Origin of the sequence: Acinetobacter sp. C32I (assembly GCF_023702715.1) — a bacterium.
GTDB lineage: Bacteria > Pseudomonadota > Gammaproteobacteria > Pseudomonadales > Moraxellaceae > Acinetobacter.
Genome location: NZ_CP098480.1, coordinates 1,719,555 through 1,736,961 on the forward strand (window position 1 = coordinate 1,719,555; position 17,407 = coordinate 1,736,961).

A 17,407-nucleotide genomic window follows, 5' to 3' on the forward strand; every position below is an offset into this window, starting at 1 on the left:
TCAATAGCAATTTCAATCACACTCTAAATTTTTTAAATAATCGTTTATCTGTATGCCGACTTCATCAGCGCATTGTTCTGCCAACTGATGATCACCGCCGTCAACAATATAGAGTTTGGATTTTTGCAAAATCTGATTTAAATATTGTCCAACCTCAATCGGACTAATCGGATCTTGATTGCCCCAAATCAATAAAGTGTTCACATCGATATCTGGTAAATTTTGCTCATAGTCGACTTTCGTTGTTACGAACCAGTCAGGATATTCAATATATTCTTGCTGATAAAACTGCCGCCAATCTTGAACTTGAAATCGGTTTAAATTAATTCCACCCGAAGTTGCAATCAAGACTAAACCTTTCACCAAATCTGTTTTTTGTAACGTCGCAGCGATAGCAAAAATCCCACCCATGGATTGGGCAATCAGAATAGAAGGTTGTTGAATCTGTGCAAGCACATAATGACTCAGATCATCAAAACTGTGAATATCAGAATCTGTTGCCACCCCATGAAAACCGGGATAAGCAATCACTTGCTTGGTATAATGAGGAGGAAGCTGTGCAATCAAAGGATTCCAAAATTGTGTATTGCCTGATGCGCCCGCAAGAAAGACTAAGTTCATCTCATCAGTCATCTATCAATTGTGTAAGCAAAGGCTCAACCATTTCCTTCGCTCTTAACTGCTGTAACCATGCAGGAGGAATATCCTCATACCCAAAAGCAAGTCCTGCCAATCCACCAGCCACACATGCTGTTGTATCCGTATCACGCCCCAAAGAAATTGCTTTTTTTATCACAGCTTGGTAGCTTGACTCTTGTAAGGCTAAATAAGCTGATTTGAGGCAATCCACAACATAACCACTTCCCGTTCCTTTCTCTAAATCATCAGGGCGGATAAAAAATTCTAATTGCTCCAATTCATCAGGTCGATTTCCACAATATTCTCTTAAGATAGTCACAGCATGTGACCACGCTGTATTAATTGTCATTCCTTTTAAAATATATCTCGCCCATAAACAATATAAAGCACAACATACTTTTGAGCGTAGATGCGCATGGGTAATATGAGATTGTAAATAGGCAGCTAAAATTAATGCCTCATCTGTCCCTTGATGCCACAACGCTAATGGTAGAACCCTCATCAATGCTCCATTGCCGTTAGCATGTTCATCATCAATGGCGACTTGCATAATTGGCGTGCCTTGTAAATATTGCCGAATGGCTGTGGCCGTCTGCACGCCTACATCAAATACATGATAATCAGGAGCCATATATCCAAACTGATACCAATTCGCGATGCGATTCATTAAATCAACAGGGTCTAACTTTTGACAATGAAGTAAAGATGCCAATAAACACAAAGCTTGTGCACCATCATCTGACCATGTGCCAATTGGAATATCAGGATAGGTTCGACTAAAATCTTTAGGCGGAATCATATCAATATCAACAATATGTGGTAGCTGTTCAGGTAGATTAAACTCATAAGGCACACCAACCGCATCACCGATTAATAAACCATAAATAGCACCACGAATCTTATTTTTCATTTTCTCTCATTTTATTATTGTAAGAATAAAAGGTAAAAAGCCTAATGTCAGACTTTTTACCTACAATCAGCCTAATTTAGCCTTGAAAATATCTAAGATCCAAACGGGCATCATAAACATGTGTGGTTGGACCGGTCATCCAAACTACATCTCCTTCACGCCAAGCGATATGTAACTTACCACCTGCAAGCTGAACTTCAACCTCATTGGCAAGTAGGCCACGGCGCATACCACTGACTGCTGCTGCACAAGCTCCTGTACCACAGGCCAAAGTCTCACCTACTCCACGCTCAAACACACGTAAACGAATATGCTTTTCATCCAGAATTTGCATAAATCCAGCATTCACACGTGCAGGAAAACGCGCATGTGATTCCACTTGTGGACCAATACGCTCAACATCAGCAGTTAATACATCAGGAACAATCGTGACAGCATGCGGATTACCCATATTCACAACATCAATATTAATGCTCTGATTATCTGCAAGTTCCAGTGCGTATAAACCTTCAATATCTTCATGCTCTTGGGTCACAAACGGAATTTCTTCTGGAAGAAATTTCGGTGGTCCCATGTTGACACGCACCCAACCATTGGCACCCAACTCAGGCTCAACAATCCCTGCTTTGGTTTGCACACGGATTTTGGTTTTAGTTGTCAATTGACGCTCATGTACAAAGCGCGCAAAACAACGTACCCCATTACCACACTGCTCGACTTCAGAACCATCGGCATTAAAGATTCGATATTTAAAATCGACATCTGGCAAATCAGGTGGTTCAACAATCAATAGTTGATCAAAACCCACGCCAAAATGACGATCGGCTAAACGCTGAATCGTCACTGTATCTAAATAAGCACGCTGGGTCACAAGGTCAACGACCATAAAATCATTGCCCAACCCATGCATTTTGGTAAATTCTAAATACATCTTAATTTACTCCTCAGGCAACAAATGCTCTTTTTCCCAGAGTGATTCTATGGTTTCACGCTCACGAATTAAATAGGCTTGATCACCACTGACCATAACTTCGGCAGCACGACCACGGCTATTATAGTTAGAGCTCATTACAAAACCATAAGCACCTGCACCCAATACCGCCAACACATCATTTTCCTGAAGGGCTAAATCGCGCTCTTTCCCCAAGAAATCGCCAGTTTCACAGATGGCACCGACCAAGTCCCAAGTTTTCACTTCAACACCAGGATTTGGATTGACCGACTGAATATCCATCCATGCTTCATATAGAGCAGGACGAATAAGGTCATTCATCGCGGCATCAATAATGGCAAAGTTGCGATGATTGGTTGGTTTGAGTAAATCTACCTTGGTGACTAATGCACCTGCATTGGCAGAAATACTACGCCCTGGTTCCATATATACTTTGAGTCCCAACTTTTCTAAAGCTGGACGCATCGAATTGGCATATTCTTCAACGCTTGGCGGGGTTTCATCTTTATAACGCACACCCAAACCACCACCGATATCAATATGTTTGAGGTTGATGCCCAAGCTTTTCAACTGCTCAATCATGACAATGACACGATCAAGTGCATCGACAAAAGGTTTAGTTTCAGTCAATTGTGAACCGATATGACAATCAATCCCGACAATCTCAAGATTCGGTAACGATGCTGCATATTGATAAGTTTCATCAACCGTATCACTTGGAATACCAAACTTGTTTTCTTTCAAACCCGTAGAGATATAAGGATGGGTTTTGGCATCTACATCTGGATTTACACGTAACGAAATCGGTGCTTTTTTCCCAAGTTTTGCTGCGACTTTTTGAATGCGATCTAGCTCGGCATGTGATTCAACATTAAAACAAGCAATCCCAACATTTAAGGCTTTTTCGATATCGGCTTCAGATTTACCTAAACCAGAAAATACGATTTTCGAAGGTTCACCGCCTGCTGCAAGTACACGAGCCAGTTCCCCACCGGTTACGATATCAAAACCTGCACCCACCTTTGCCAATACACTCAGAACAGCCAAATTTGAGTTTGACTTCACCGCAAAACAGATTTGATGATCAATAAAATCAAAAGCACGGTGCATATCCAAATAATGCTTTTCAAAAGTTGCTTTTGAATAAACATATAAAGGCGTGCCATATTGCTGTGCGAGCAGATCCAGTGAACATTGCTCAGCGTGCAATACTCCATTAATGCGAGTGAAACTCATGAAGATGTCCTTATTTACAAACTTAAGGTGAGATGGTTTGTGATTGAGTCGTTGACGATGTTGCTTGGCGTTCTACCTCTGCTTGATCTGCTTTTGCGTCAGATGAAGCCTTAGCCTGAGCTGCTTCATTTTTATAAAGCAGATATTTTGCGCGCTTATCCTGATTTTGATCAGACGGTAATTGCAATGCACCTGACTGACCACATGCAGTTAAAATAACGCTGCTCAGCAACACACTGATAGAACAAATGACTTTAAGCATCTGTGCACCTAACTTTTACAATTCGGAGCAGTATAGCGTGATCATTAGATCGGCTAAAGTCTAAACTTGAATGAATCAAACAATAACCATAAAAAAACGCCGACTTTGAGGTCGGCGTTTGGTGTTAAATCGGCTAAAGAATTACTTTTTCTTATAGAAGAAATAACCAATTGCCAAGATAACAAACCAGATCGGGCTGACTTTGAGTGATTCCAACGTGGTTTCATCCAAGGCAAGGAAGTAAATCGTTGCAAGGAAGAAAATAATCACCACCCAACAAGTAAACACACCGCCAGGTAATTTAAATGTTGATTGCGCATGTAGTTCAGGACGATTTTTGCGGTAGTTGATATAACTCCACATAATAATCATCCATACACAGATGAACAGAATCGTAGAGAGCGTTGTTGCTAAAGTAAATGCAGTCACTTCATCATTGGTGCCCGTTTGTAATTTATAAACAAACTGAACGAATGCGCCAATAAAGATACAGATTGATGAGAAAATCAAAGCTTTTGCAGGAACTGCAGACTTCGATAATTTACCAAACAACTTCGGTGCTTGCTCATCTGTTGATAAGCCAAATAACATACGGCTGGTTGAGAATACACCACTATTCATGGATGACATCACTGACGATAACACCACCAAGTTCATGATAATTGCCGCAGAAGCAATACCAGCTTGTGAGAAGATGTTAACGAATGGGCTGACTTTAGGATTGATCTGATCCCACGGTGTTACACACATCACCACGAACAATGCCAATACATAGAAAATAATGATACGGATTGGAATCGAGTTAATCGCTTTCGGTAAGTTGCGCTTCGGATCTTGTGTTTCAGCAGCCGTGGTCCCAACCAACTCTACCCCGACAAAGGCGAAAATCGCAATCTGGAAGCCTGCCAAGAAGCCATCAAGACCTTTCGGGAACATGCCACCATGTGTCCAAAGGTTGGAAACACTTGCAACCGTACCAGAAGCATTGGTAAATCCAGTAAAGATCATCCATAAACCAACAGCAATCAAGACAATAATCGCGGTGATCTTCACCATCGCAAACCAGAACTCCATTTCACCGAATAGTTTTACGGTGACCAAGTTCAAGCCCAGTACAAACAGGATCGCCACCGTACTGATCAGTAAACCACCTAATGGTGTAAATGACTCACCACCATTAAAGAATTCCAGATAGTAAATAATGGCCGATAAATCTGCGATACCAATGGTGACCCAACAGAGCCAGTAGGTCCAGCCGACAAAATAACCTGCCCACGGGCCGATTAAATCAGTCGATAAATCGATAAAAGATTTGTAGTTAAGATTGGATAGTAATAGCTCCCCTAATGCACGCATTACGAAGAACACCATCAAACCAATGGTCATGTAAATAAATAGAATTGATGGTCCAGCTAAACTAATGGTTTTACCAGATCCCATGAACAACCCTGTTCCAATGGCACCGCCAATCGCAATCAACTGTAGATGTCGATTAGATAGACTACGGTGAAGTCCGCTTTGTTCAGCAGCCTCACTCAGATTTTGATTCGACATTTTACAAAAACTCTCCAGTGTTTTAGTTCATTAGCTGAAACAACGCCTAACAACGATTCGTACCATTTTCAGTATCTTTTCTCGTTATTCATGAATTGGCTTGGTTTAGCTAAGCAATGTTTTACCTGTATTTTTTTCAAGTGAAATACAATCGAATTCGATCATACGCACAAGCCTAAAACAATACAATGAACTTGTGAGGACAGCACAAATACAGAAGATCGTTGAACCCATAAAAAAGAAGTGAGGAATACTCCTCCTCACTTCTTGATCCCGAAAATATTAATTTATAATTCAATCATTAGATGATTGTTGCTGTTTCTTCTTCAAACGTTCTTCCCAGAATGTTGCATTACGAATACCCAATTTAATTGGATCAAATGTAAACTCCTTAACACCCGCCTTTTGCTGCTCTTCATAATCTCGAAGGGCTTTAATGGTCGGTTTCCATACAAAATAAGTCACGATAATACCGATGATATTAATCCATGCCATCAGGCCGACCCCAATATCACCGATCCCCCAAATATAACCTGTTGCGCTGAGTACGCCATACGCCACAGAAATCATAATGAAGCATTTGGTGATAAATAAAAGAGATGGCGTTTTGGTGATATAGCTCAGATAAGTGATGTTTGTTTCAGCAATATAGTAATAGGCCACAATCGTAGTAAAGGCAAAGAAGAATACTGCCAAAGCGACAAATATCTGACCAAAACCACCAAACACGGTGCTAACTGCCATTTGCGTAAATGCAGGTGAGCCAATTTCAGTTGTTGGTGCAACATTCTGCACGATAAACTGCCCAGCTTCCAAGGTACCCTGTACGTTATACATGCCGGTAATCAAAATCATAAAGGCTGTTGCAGAACATACAAATAGCGTATCAACATAAATGGAGAAGGCTTGCACAAAACCTTGTTGCGCTGGGTGTTGGACTTCTGCAGCTGCAGCAGCATGCGGTCCAGTACCTTGTCCTGCCTCATTGGAGTAAACACCACGTTTTACCCCCCAACCAATGGCAGCTCCAATTCCTGCCATTGGCGAAAATGCATCTTCAAAGATGAGTTTGATCACGCCAGGTAATTCTTGGATATTCATCGCCACAATAATCACGGCCATCAAGATATAACCCAAGGCCATAAATGGAACAACCAGCTCTGCGAAACGGGCAATACGCTTAATTCCACCAAAAATAATGATTGCCAATAAAGAAACAATCACGATTAAGGCCAATAATTTATAAGTACCGACATTGCCAAATACGATGGCACCCTGACCTGTAATTTGGGTAAATGCATTACCTACCGCATTGGCTTGAATACCAGGCAGGAACAAACCACAAGAAACAATCGCAGCAATTGCAAAGAGAATTCCTAACCAACGCTGACCTAAACCACGATCAAAATAAAATGCAGGCCCACCACGATATTCACCTTGATATTCAACCTTGTAAATTTGACCAAGGGTAGATTCGACATATGCAGTACTTGCACCCAAAAATGCCACTAACCACATCCAAAACACAGCACCTGGACCACCGAACCCAATTGCTGCCGCCACCCCCGCAATATTACCCACCCCGACACGTCCAGATAAGGAGACTGACAGTGCTTGGAATGAGGAAATTCCTTGCGCGGAGGATGAACCATTAATTAACAGCTTTGCCATTTCCTTAATTTGGCGAACCTGCACAAACCGAGTTAAAATAGAAAAAAATAAACCAGCACCAAGGCATAAATAGATCAGCGCTGGGCTCCAGATAATTCCATTTACCCAATTTACAATTTCTGCTGCACTCATAGACATCAACCTTTATTATATATTTTGAAAAAATAGCCACTGCTAAATTTCCATTCGTCTGAGCATGAGCAATATCTATGCCATTCGATCAAATTCTCATGACAATAAATAAGCGAACACACCAACACCATCCATGGAAAAAGTGAATTGAACAAAAAAAGCGATTGCTAAAAACACACTGTCTATAACTTGTAAAAGTTGTATATCATGTTATTTTTCTGAGCAGTTCCCTTTAACCAATCTACGACGAAATCATGCCGTCTCGTTTTGTTATTCCTTAAAGAACGATCAGCATTGTTAGAAATTTTCGTCCTGATTCTTTTTTATCTAATTTTAAGAAACTTTTCAATTTTATCTTATGGCAAAAATTAAAACCGTTTACCGATGTGAACAATGTGGTGCAGATCATCCTAAATGGACAGGTCAATGTACCGAATGTGGCGAATGGAACAGCCTGCTTGAGGTTCGAATTGAGCCAGCAGTAACTCATCGCGGCCAAGCTAAAATAGGCGGCTATGCGGGGCAAGCAGCCAGTATTACTACGCTCAATCAAGTCACCGTATCCAATGAAACCCGTGTTCCAACAGGAATTAGCGAATTTGATCGCGTGCTCGGTGGCGGTCTAGTCATTGGTTCGGTGGTGCTGATCGGTGGTGATCCAGGGATTGGTAAATCCACCATCCTGTTGCAAACCGCCACCCATATGGCCAGTAAAAAAAGTACAGCCCTTTATGTCACAGGTGAAGAATCACTTTCGCAAGTGGCTTTACGTGCCCAGCGTTTGGATTTACCAACGGACTCACTCAAGGTGATGGCGGAAACTTGTGTCGAACGTATTTGTGAAGTGTTGGCGCAAGAACGCCCTGTAGTAGCCATCCTCGACTCGATTCAAACCCTCTATACCGAAACATTACAATCTGCCCCTGGGGGTGTTTCACAGATCCGTGAATCCGCAGCTTTGCTAACCCGTTTCGCCAAGAATAGCGGTACTGCTTTATTCATTGTCGGTCATGTGACCAAAGAAGGTTCACTTGCTGGTCCTCGTGTTTTAGAACATATGGTCGATTGTGTACTGTATTTTGAAGGTCAATCAGATTCACGTTATCGCATGATTCGTGCGGTAAAGAACCGTTTTGGTGCAGTCAATGAACTCGGTGTGTTTGGCATGACCGATAAAGGTTTGCGTGAGGTTGCCAATCCATCGGCGATTTTTCTAAGTCGTTATGATGAAGCTATTCCGGGTTCTATCGTAATGATTAGCCGTGAAGGGACACGCCCCCTCTTGGTCGAAGTACAAGCACTGGTTGATGATGCGCATGGACAACCTCGTCGAGTTGCTCTCGGCTTGGAACAAAACCGTTTAAATATGCTACTGGCAGTGATGCACAGGCATGGTGGCGTACAAACCTCAGGACAAGATGTCTATGTCAATGTGGTCGGTGGTTTAAAAATTACCGAGACGGGCTCTGACTTAGCGGTACTACTGGCCTGTGCTTCCAGTTTAAGAGGCAAAGCCTTACCACAGCAATTGGCGGTCTTTGGTGAAGTCGGTCTTTCAGGTGAAATTCGTCCTGTACCAAATGGTCAGGAACGCCTGAAAGAAGCAGCAAAACATGGCTTTAAGTATGTGATCTTGCCTCGAGGCAATGCACCACAGAAATCAATTGATGGCGTACAAATCATTGCAGTAGCACGTTTACATGAAGCCCTTACCGAGGCCATGCAGTTAAGTGATGAGTTGGGCTAATGGCTTGACATAAAAAAACATACTTTTGTTATTGAAATTGCATCGAAATACATGCATAAATACATTTACAAATTGGATTTAAATAGGAATTTTCGATGCAAGTACACCAGCGTGGCTTGATGGCAGCTCTTTTAATGGCAACTTTGGTTGCTGCACCGCTTGCGGAAGCAAAACGTGCAGGTGGCGGTAAAAGCCACGGCATGAGCAGATCTAGTTCATCTAGCCAATCTTACCAACCATCACGCCAAGCAACTCCAGCACCTCAACAACAAACTGCACCACAGAAATCTGGTCCAGGTGTTGGTACGATGGTTGCTGCGGGTGTCGCAGGTGCTGCTGTTGGTGCTGTTGCAGCGAATGCATTGGCAGATGATAAGCAACAGAACCCAACTGCAACTGAGCAACAAGCAACTCCACAAGCGCAACAACAGGAAGAAAAAGGTGGCATCCCTAGCTGGCTTTGGGTACTTCTTGCTGCTGCGATCGCCTTCTTTGTTTTCCGCAAATTAGGCGCAAAAAAAAAATTAGCAGCCAATAACCCATACGCTCCAAACAATGGCGGTCAAAATAACTTTGGTCGTCAGACGCCACCTCAACCGACTGCTCGCCAAACAGGTGATAACACCAATATCTTTGGTCAGTCTGTCGGCGGTGGTACACCAGCGCAAGCACCATTTGGTGGCGCATCAATGAGCAGTGGCAATCAATTACCAGATGGCACTGAACCTGCTGCATTCTTGCGTATTGCACGTCAACGCTTTAACCATATTCAGTCAGTGAACAGTGCAAGTAATGTCGAAGAAATTCGCCGTTACTTAACACCTGAGCTGTATAGCTCGATGTACAGCGACATTATGTCGAACCAAGACCAAGACGTTGCTGAATTTAGCAATCTCAATGCAATGGTTGTGGAAAGTTCTACTGAAAATGGTCAATACATCGTGAGCGTACGTTTTACTGGTACGGTAAGTGAAGACTTAAATAGCTTGCCTCAACCATTTGCTGAAATCTGGCATTTTGTGAAGCCTGCTGGCTCACAACAAGATTGGGTTGTTGCAGGTATTCAACAAGCTTAATTTAATCCTTTAATTCTAAAAGAGCTGTTTCGACAGCTCTTTTTTATTGCCCGCCCTTTTGTCCATATAAAAAAAGCCACTCTCTATATCGGAGAATGGCGGAGTGTAAATAGAACAACACGTTATGCTTATTATTACCGTGAAAACACAACCTAGCACGATCAGTCTATTGATACTAACGGATAAGGCTATGAGAAAACCATTCCTCTTTTGGGGAATAAAAGCAATTTTATTGCGATCATTTATCCCAAGCTAACACCGCATTCAGCCATTCAGCCATTCAGCCATTCAGCCATTCAGCCATTCAGCCATTCAGCCATTCAGCCATTCAGCCATTCAGCCATTCAGCCATTCAGCCATTCAGCCATTCAGCCATTCAGCCATTCAGCCATTCAGCCATTCAGCCATTCAGCCATTCAGCCATTCAGCCATTCAGCCATTCAGCCATTCAGCCATTCAGCCATTCAGCCATTCAGCCATTCAGCCATTCAGCCATTCAGCCATTCAGGGCATCATAAATTGACAGGAGTATGCTGACCCACTTTAAAAGGACAACTCATAGCTAAAATCAGACAATCTTGAAGAAAAACGAAAGGAACAGACATAAAAAAGCTTTGCCGAAGCAAAGCCTTTAAATTCTATCTGAAACTTAAGAATTCAACATTATGAAACGAACTGCAAGAACAACCAGTATAAGCCACCTGACAATGCAATGGTCGCGGGTAAAGTAAAGATCCACGCCGAAAGAATGGTTTTTACTGTTGCGAAATTCAGACCAGATCTATTCGCAACCATAGTACCTGCAACCGCACTGTTTAATACGTGTGTGGTTGATACCGGCATACCTAAGCCATCTGCTGCAGCAATAGTACTCATCGCGACCAATTCAGCTGACATCCCCTGACCATAAGTCATATGGTTCTTACCAATACGCTCACCAACAGTCACTACAATGCGCTTCCAACCCACCATCGTACCTAGACCAAGTGCCAGTGCTACCGCAACTTTCACCCAGTTTGGAATATATTGGAGGAATGAATCCAAGCTACTACGATATTCTTTAACCACTTTCGCTTGGTCTTTATCCATTTCTGGTAAAGCTTCCGCTTTGTCTAAACGTTTGAACGTGGTGGTACTTAAATACATGTCATTGCGGATTTCACTGACAGCAGCTTCAGGAATCGCCTTAAGATCGCCATAACCTGCAACACGTGTACCTAAATGAGCCGTCATACTTGCAAGTGCAGGTACAACTTCAGCAGTCTGTTCTTTGGTTTGAATATACTTGGTTAATACATCACGCGCTTTTTCATCTGTCAGCTCGTTTTGATTAACATTTAAAACCGTCGCAGTTTGTGAAGAAAGCTGCTCAAAAGACTGTAAATGCTGCGCATCCAAGTTTTTGTTCAATGAATAAGCCAATGGAACCAAACCGATCAAGATCAACATGATCAAGCCCATGCCTTTTTGACCGTCATTTGAACCGTGTGCAAAACTTACACCCGTACAGGTAAAAATCAAGATTGCACGAATCAGTGGTGGTGGTGGCTTATTGCCTTCTGGTGGCTGAAACAGCTCCATTTGGCGTTTAAAGACTTTCTTCACCAATAAGAATAGGATTGCGGCAAAGGCAAAACCAATCAATGGCGAGAACAATAAAGCCTTACCGACTTTAATCACCTGATCCATATCAATACCACTACTGGTCGCACCAGCAGACGCATTTAAAATATGGTTCATGATGCCCACACCCAAAATCGAACCGATTAAGGTATGTGAACTTGATGCAGGAATCCCCAAAAACCACGTTCCTAAATTCCATAGGATTGCCGCGATTAACAGTGCAAAAACCATCGCAAAGCCAGCACCACTGCCGACATTCATGATCATTTCTACTGGGAGTAATGCAATAATACCGTACGCTACTGCACCACTCGCCACCATAACCCCAAGGAAGTTACAGAAACCAGCCCACATTACTGCCGCTGGAGCAGGTAATGCATTGGTATAGATAACCGTCGCTACAGCGTTCGCCGTATCGTGAAAACCATTTACAAATTCAAAGCCTAAAGCAATGAAAAGTGCCGTCGATAAAAGAATAACTGAATATAAACTTAAAGGCGGTACATGTGCCAAGTCAGCACTAAGCTGAAAACCGATATAAATCAGTGTTGCAACAATAACTGTTAAGAACACCGGCATAAAAAATTTCGGTGTTGGTACATGTACATTCGTCGATTTTGCCTGAGAGCTGGCAAGCGGTGAATCCGAAGCAGGAGGAAGATTAGAATTCATGTAGACGGTTAGAGGATAATAAAATCCCCTGTATTGTTTAATTAAATTATGACAATTATATGACAAAGGACTGTCACATAAAGCCAAAATTTCATGTTTTCATCACATTTTTTTGTATTTTTCAGTAATAAATCCACCTTATTTTTTATTTTAATTAATAAAAAACAATGCATTATAAAATCAAAAACAGCGATAGAACTGTTTGTCTGATTTTGCAACAAACGCTACGAAATATGACATTAAACTGTCACATTTCGAACTGGATGTTTTCTTTTTAAGCATTATTCAATTCAATTGTGACAACTTCATGAACATTTTATGACATTTTCTAAGTGACCCGATGAATCACTGTTCAAGCTTGCTGAAAATACGCGCTTTGACGTAGCTTCTGTTACAATGCCCCTGCTTTTTATCTTGATCATCGACTGGGGTTTCTGAATGTCCACGCTTACCACCCTACAATCACTTCTTGCCCAACGCATCCTGATTATTGATGGTGCAATGGGAACCATGATTCAACGCCATAAACTAGAAGAAGAAGATTATCGTGGTGAACGTTTTGCAGATTGGGCATCAGACCTTAAAGGTAATAATGACTTATTGGTTTTAACCCAACCTCAGATTATTCAAGGCATCCATGAAGCTTATTTGGATGCAGGCGCAGATATTATCGAAACCAACAGCTTTAACGGCACCCGTGTTTCAATGTCTGACTACCACATGGAAGACCTTGTTCCAGAGATCAACCGCGAAGCGGCACGCTTAGCCAAAGCAGCATGTGAAAAATACTCAACCCCAGAGAAACCGCGTTTTGTTGCAGGCGTACTTGGCCCTACCTCACGTACCTGTTCGATTTCACCGAATGTTAACGACCCTGCATTCCGTAATATTACTTTTGATGAACTCAAAGAAAATTATATTGAAGCTGCCCACGCCTTGATTGAAGGCGGTGCAGACATCCTCTTGATCGAGACTGTATTTGATACCTTGAACTGTAAAGCCGCGATCTTTGCAGTGAAAGAAGTATTCAAACAAATTGGTCATGAACTGCCATTGATGATTTCAGGCACCATTACCGATGCATCAGGTCGTACCTTAACAGGCCAAACCGCAGAAGCGTTCTGGAACTCAGTTCGTCACGGTGATTTACTCTCAATTGGTTTTAACTGTGCCTTGGGTGCAGACGCGATGCGTCCACACGTTAAGACGATTTCTGATGTTGCAGATACCTTTGTTTCTGCCCATCCAAACGCGGGTTTACCGAATGCCTTTGGTGAATATGATGAAACCCCTGAACAAACGGCAGCATTCATCAAAGAATTTGCTGAAAGTGGTTTAATCAATATTACGGGGGGTTGCTGTGGTACCACACCTGACCATATCCGTGCCATTTATAATGCCGTTAAAGATATTCAACCACGCCAAGTGCCTGAAACGATTCCAGCTTGTCGTTTAAGTGGTTTAGAACCATTTAACATTGATGAAAATTCTCTGTTCGTTAACGTCGGTGAACGTACCAACGTGACGGGTTCCAAAAAATTCCTGCGTCTCATCCGTGAAGAAAAGTTTGCCGAAGCTTTAGAAGTAGCTCAGCAACAAGTTGAAGCTGGTGCACAGATCATCGACATCAACATGGATGAAGGCATGCTGGATTCGCAAAATGCGATGGTGCATTTCCTGAATCTGGTTGCATCTGAGCCAGATATCTCTCGTGTGCCGATCATGATTGACTCATCGAAATGGGAAATCATTGAAGCAGGCTTAAAATGTGTGCAAGGTAAACCTGTTGTTAACTCGATTTCCTTAAAAGAAGGTTATGACGAGTTTGTCGAAAAGGCTCGCCTATGCCGTCAGTACGGTGCTGCGATTATTGTGATGGCCTTTGATGAAACAGGTCAGGCAGATACTGCTGCACGTAAGCGCGAAATCTGTAAACGTTCTTATGATGTTTTGGTCAATGATGTCGGCTTCCCTGCTGAAGATATTATTTTTGACCCGAACGTGTTTGCCGTGGCAACAGGGATCGAAGAACACAACAACTATGGTGTCGATTTTATTGAAGCCACAGGTTGGATCAAACAGAACTTGCCGCATGCCATGATTTCAGGTGGTGTTTCTAACGTTTCCTTCTCCTTCCGTGGTAATGAGCCTGTGCGTGAAGCGATTCACTCGGTATTCCTTTACCATGCCATTAAACAAGGCATGACTATGGGGATCGTGAACGCTGGTCAAATGGCGATTTATGACGATATTCCAAAAGAACTAAAAGATGCGGTTGAAGATGTAGTTCTGAACCAAAACCAAGGTGAATCAGGTCAAAACGCTACAGAAAAACTGCTTGAAGTCGCGGAAAAATTCCGTGGTCATAGTGGCGCACAACGCGAAGCCGAAAACCTTGAATGGCGCAATGAATCGGTTGAAAAACGTCTTGAATATGCATTGGTAAAAGGTATCACCACGTATATTGATGAAGATACCGAAGAAGCCCGTTTAAAAGCCAAACGCCCTCTTGATGTGATTGAAGGTGCATTGATGGATGGCATGAACGTGGTCGGCGACCTGTTTGGTTCAGGTAAAATGTTCCTGCCACAAGTCGTGAAATCTGCACGCGTAATGAAACAAGCCGTTGCATGGTTGAACCCGTACATCGAAGCGGAAAAAACGGGTAGCCAGTCTAAAGGTAAAGTGTTGATGGCAACGGTAAAAGGTGACGTACACGATATTGGTAAAAATATCGTGGGCGTAGTCTTGGGCTGTAATGGTTATGACATCGTTGACCTTGGTGTGATGGTACCAGCAGAAAAAATCCTGCAAACTGCGATTGATGAGAAATGTGACATCATTGGTTTGTCTGGTTTGATTACCCCGTCTTTGGATGAAATGGTGTTTGTTGCCAAAGAAATGCAGCGCAAAGGCTTTAACATTCCACTGTTGATTGGCGGTGCAACTACATCGAAAGCACATACCGCAGTGAAGATTGATCCGCAGTATCAAAACGATGCAGTGATTTATGTGGCCGATGCTTCGCGTGCGGTCGGTGTTGCAACGACCCTGCTATCAAAAGAAATGCGTGGCAATTTTATTGCTGAGCATCGTGCTGAATATGCCAAGATTCGTGAACGCCTAGCCAACAAGCAACCGAAAGCAGCCAAACTTAGCTATGCCGAATCCATTGAAAATGGTTTCAAGGTGGATGATAACTATGTGCCACCAATTCCAAATCGTTTAGGTACGCAAGTCATTAGCAATTATCCATTGGCAACCTTGGTTGAGTACTTTGACTGGACACCATTCTTTATCTCTTGGAGCTTGGCGGGTAAATTCCCGAAAATCCTGACAGATGAAGTTGTGGGTGAAGCAGCCACTGATTTATATAACCAAGCGCAAGCCATGTTGAAAGACATTATCGAGAATCATCGTTTCGATGCACGTGCGGTGTTTGGTCTATACCCTGCACAACGTACAGGCGCAGATACCGTCAGCGTGTTTGATGAAGCGGGTCAAAAGGTTACACATACCTTTGAGCATATTCGTCAGCAATCTGACAAAGTCACAGGCAAACCAAATTTATCTTTAGCGGACTTTATTAGCACTTCTAAAGACAAGACTGATTATCTCGGTGGTTTTACTGTATCGATCTTTGGTGCTGAAGAATTGGCAAATGAATATAAAGCCAAAGGTGATGATTATTCAGCAATCTTGGTTCAGTCGTTAGCAGATCGTTTTGCCGAAGCCTTTGCTGAGCATTTGCATGAGCGTATCCGTAAAGAGTTCTGGGGCTATAAAGCCGATGAGACTTTAGGCAATGAAGAATTGATCAAAGAGAAGTATGTCGGTATTCGTCCTGCACCAGGATACCCTGCTTGCCCAGAGCATTCTGAAAAAGCAGTGTTATTTGATTGGTTAGGTTCGGAAGCGAAAATCGGTACCAAATTGACTGAACACTTTGCGATGATGCCGCCTTCCTCTGTCAGTGGTTTCTATTATTCGCACCCTGAAAGTGAATACTTTAACGTGGGTAAAATTGCTCAAGATCAGCTTGAGGATTATGCGAAACGTAAAGGCTGGACACTGGATGAAGCGAAACGTTGGTTAGCACCAAATTTAGATGATTCGATTGCGTAAGTGATCAAAAGAATCCCCTCAATTGAGGGGATTTTTATATGATCCAAAAGTAGAGATTGTTTACCAAAGACATCCGTTTCTACATAGATCTTGCTCGCGAATAAAACTATTTTTTGAAATTAATCCTATCAATGCTTAATTTCTAGATTTCAAAAAGTTGTAGTAAAATTTAATATAAATAGAATTGACCAGCATCAAATTTCAAATGACTATAGGTTTTAGATTAAATGAAAAAAAGAAAAGGAATTTAGCAACAATCATCGCTTTAATCTTTACAGCATTCCTTCTTCTTATATTAGCTTTAAGTGTTTATGAACTTCTCACACCAAAGAAGATAATTAAAGTAATGCCTTATCAGCATCTGGAAACAGATAAAAGCATGAATTATGAATTCAGCATTAAAAAGTTTAATAAGTTAGATACGATATTTATCACTGAAAATCAAAAAAGAATTTATCTTTTTGACTGTTCAAATTATTTGGAAACTATCTGCAGCCATGATCAAGACCAAGTTTTCAACTATCAAATCAAAACGGCAGATATTATAAAAATAAACGATAGGTTTATGATCAAAGATATGACTTGGGTCGACGCTGTTAATAAAAAGCAATTTCAACATACATTGGCAGACCACCAGCTCATGAAATTATATGAAGCTAAAAGCAACGTCTCCTATGTAGCTATAGCTGTCTTCTTATTGTTGAGTTGCGGAGGGCTTTTTATGATCTTTTGGGGCCATATTTATCAATTTATTTTAAAAAAAATTTAACTCTCACTAACTTGCTTTTCCAGCCCCTAAAATACATTT

13 protein-coding genes are annotated in these 17,407 nt (G+C 41.9%); 5 read left to right on the forward strand and 8 right to left on the reverse strand.

The features are described 5' to 3' along the window. Window positions 1-12: 12 nt before the first annotated feature. The 7 genes from NDN13_RS08410 to NDN13_RS08440 form a co-directional block, all read right to left on the reverse strand. Window positions 13-621 carry an alpha/beta fold hydrolase gene (locus NDN13_RS08410; protein WP_251117909.1) on the reverse strand — a complete coding sequence of 203 codons (609 nt, stop codon included), beginning with the start codon at window positions 619-621 and terminating at the stop codon, window positions 13-15. A 4-nt stretch (window positions 622-625) separates the two neighbouring features. Next, window positions 626-1,549, reverse strand: a complete 924-nt coding sequence (locus NDN13_RS08415) for an ADP-ribosylglycohydrolase family protein (protein WP_251117910.1) — start codon at window positions 1,547-1,549, stop codon at window positions 626-628. 76 nt (window positions 1,550-1,625) lie between these two features. Next, window positions 1,626-2,480 carry a diaminopimelate epimerase gene (dapF, locus tag NDN13_RS08420; protein ID WP_004805579.1) on the reverse strand — a complete coding sequence of 285 codons (855 nt, stop codon included), beginning with the start codon at window positions 2,478-2,480 and terminating at the stop codon, window positions 1,626-1,628. 6 nt (window positions 2,481-2,486) lie between these two features. Then, entirely contained in the window at window positions 2,487-3,737 is a 1,251-nt protein-coding gene (gene lysA, locus NDN13_RS08425; protein ID WP_251117911.1) for a diaminopimelate decarboxylase, read from the reverse strand. Between the two features lie 22 nt (window positions 3,738-3,759). Beyond that, window positions 3,760-3,999: an LPS translocon maturation chaperone LptM gene (gene lptM / locus NDN13_RS08430; protein ID WP_005321941.1), complete on the reverse strand. Its 240-nt coding sequence runs from the start codon at window positions 3,997-3,999 to the stop codon at window positions 3,760-3,762. A 141-nt stretch (window positions 4,000-4,140) separates the two neighbouring features. Beyond that, the gene (locus NDN13_RS08435; protein WP_159413501.1) at window positions 4,141-5,553 is read right to left on the reverse strand and encodes an amino acid permease; all 1,413 of its coding nucleotides are present in this window, start codon (window positions 5,551-5,553) and stop codon (window positions 4,141-4,143) included. Window positions 5,554-5,847: 294 nt separating this feature from the next. After that, on the reverse strand, window positions 5,848-7,356 hold the full coding sequence (locus NDN13_RS08440) for an alanine/glycine:cation symporter family protein (protein WP_070074665.1): 1,509 nt from the start codon (window positions 7,354-7,356) through the stop codon (window positions 5,848-5,850). Between the two features lie 358 nt (window positions 7,357-7,714). Between NDN13_RS08440 and radA the strand changes: the two genes are divergently transcribed. From radA to NDN13_RS08455, 3 genes are all read left to right on the forward strand, one after another. Next, window positions 7,715-9,103 (forward strand): DNA repair protein RadA, encoded by a 1,389-nt coding sequence (gene radA / locus NDN13_RS08445; protein ID WP_004654686.1) that lies wholly within the window; start codon window positions 7,715-7,717, stop codon window positions 9,101-9,103. Between the two features lie 95 nt (window positions 9,104-9,198). Continuing rightward, window positions 9,199-10,179: a Tim44 domain-containing protein gene (locus NDN13_RS08450; RefSeq protein ID WP_251117912.1), complete on the forward strand. Its 981-nt coding sequence runs from the start codon at window positions 9,199-9,201 to the stop codon at window positions 10,177-10,179. Window positions 10,180-10,389: 210 nt separating this feature from the next. Then, window positions 10,390-10,716, forward strand: a complete 327-nt coding sequence (locus NDN13_RS08455; protein WP_251117913.1) for a hypothetical protein — start codon at window positions 10,390-10,392, stop codon at window positions 10,714-10,716. Window positions 10,717-10,842: 126 nt separating this feature from the next. Here NDN13_RS08455 and NDN13_RS08460 read toward each other — a convergent pair whose 3' ends face one another. Then, window positions 10,843-12,474 carry an inorganic phosphate transporter gene (locus NDN13_RS08460; protein WP_251117914.1) on the reverse strand — a complete coding sequence of 544 codons (1,632 nt, stop codon included), beginning with the start codon at window positions 12,472-12,474 and terminating at the stop codon, window positions 10,843-10,845. A 438-nt stretch (window positions 12,475-12,912) separates the two neighbouring features. Between NDN13_RS08460 and metH the strand changes: the two genes are divergently transcribed. Both metH and NDN13_RS08470 read left to right on the forward strand, forming a co-directional pair. Continuing rightward, the gene (gene metH / locus NDN13_RS08465; protein WP_251117915.1) at window positions 12,913-16,599 is read left to right on the forward strand and encodes a methionine synthase; all 3,687 of its coding nucleotides are present in this window, start codon (window positions 12,913-12,915) and stop codon (window positions 16,597-16,599) included. A 205-nt stretch (window positions 16,600-16,804) separates the two neighbouring features. Then, window positions 16,805-17,368, forward strand: a complete 564-nt coding sequence (locus tag NDN13_RS08470) for a hypothetical protein (protein ID WP_005205063.1) — start codon at window positions 16,805-16,807, stop codon at window positions 17,366-17,368. Window positions 17,369-17,407: the final 39 nt, after the last annotated feature.